The organism is Celeribacter baekdonensis B30 (assembly GCF_000299875.1).
Taxonomy (GTDB): Bacteria; Pseudomonadota; Alphaproteobacteria; order Rhodobacterales; family Rhodobacteraceae; genus Celeribacter; species Celeribacter baekdonensis_A.
On record NZ_AMRK01000037.1, the window covers coordinates 1 to 1238 of the forward strand.

Annotated in this window: 1 protein-coding gene; it reads right to left on the bottom strand. The window is 56.9% G+C overall.

The genetic code is table 11. From position 1 onward, the window contains the following. Positions 1-62: 62 nt before the first annotated feature. Positions 63-1238, bottom strand: a 1176-nt coding sequence (gene tuf / locus B30_RS21180; RefSeq protein WP_009574315.1) for an elongation factor Tu, incomplete at its 5' end; no start/stop codon positions are given.

A 1238-nucleotide genomic window follows, 5' to 3' on the forward strand; every position in this document is an offset into this window, starting at 1 on the left:
TATGCGATCTTACTCGACGATCTTCGACACAGCTTTGTCAGTGCGTCTCGGGATCGTCTCGCTTACTCGACGATCTTCGACACAACGCCGGAACCGACCGTGCGGCCACCTTCGCGGATGGCGAAGCGCAGGCCTTCTTCCATCGCGATCGGGGCGATCAGTTCAACGTTGAACTTCAAGTTGTCGCCCGGCATCACCATTTCGGTGCCCTCAGGCAAAACAACAGTCCCGGTCACGTCAGTGGTGCGGAAGTAGAACTGCGGACGGTAGTTTGCGAAGAACGGCGTGTGACGGCCACCCTCTTCCTTGGTCAAGATGTAGACCTCAGATTCAAACTTCGTGTGCGGCTTCACGGAACCCGGCTTACACAAAACCTGACCGCGCTCAACGCCTTCACGGTCCACACCACGCAACAATGCGCCGATGTTGTCGCCAGCTTCCCCGCGATCGAGCAGTTTGCGGAACATTTCAACGCCGGTACAGGTCGTGGTTTTCGTGTCACGAATGCCAACGATTTCAATGCTGTCGCCAACGTTGATCACGCCGCGTTCGATACGACCGGTCACAACAGTGCCGCGGCCAGAAATCGAGAACACGTCCTCGATCGGCATCAGGAACGGCTCGTCAACCGCGCGCGGCGGCTGCGGAATGTAGGCGTCAACTGCGGCCAGAAGCTCGCGGATCTTGTTTTCGCCAATCTCAGGATCACGACCTTCGAGAGCGGCCAAAGCCGAGCCCGCGATGATCGGAATATCGTCGCCCGGGTAATCGTAAGCCGACAGAAGCTCGCGGATTTCCATTTCGACGAGTTCCAAAAGCTCTTCGTCGTCAACCTGGTCCACTTTGTTCATGAACACGACCATGGCCGGGATACCAACCTGGCGACCCAAAAGGATGTGCTCGCGGGTCTGCGGCATCGGGCCGTCAGCGGCGTTCACAACCAAGATCGCGCCATCCATCTGCGCCGCGCCGGTGATCATGTTTTTCACATAGTCGGCGTGACCGGGGCAATCCACGTGCGCGTAGTGACGGTTTTCCGTCTCATACTCAACGTGCGCCGTGGAAATCGTGATCCCACGCGCTTTTTCTTCCGGTGCACCATCAATCTGATCGTAGGCTTTGAAGTCACCAAAATATTTGGTGATCGCTGCCGTCAGCGTCGTTTTACCGTGGTCAACGTGGCCAATCGTGCCGATGTTGCAGTGCGGTTTGGAACGCTCAAACTTTTCCTTAGCCAT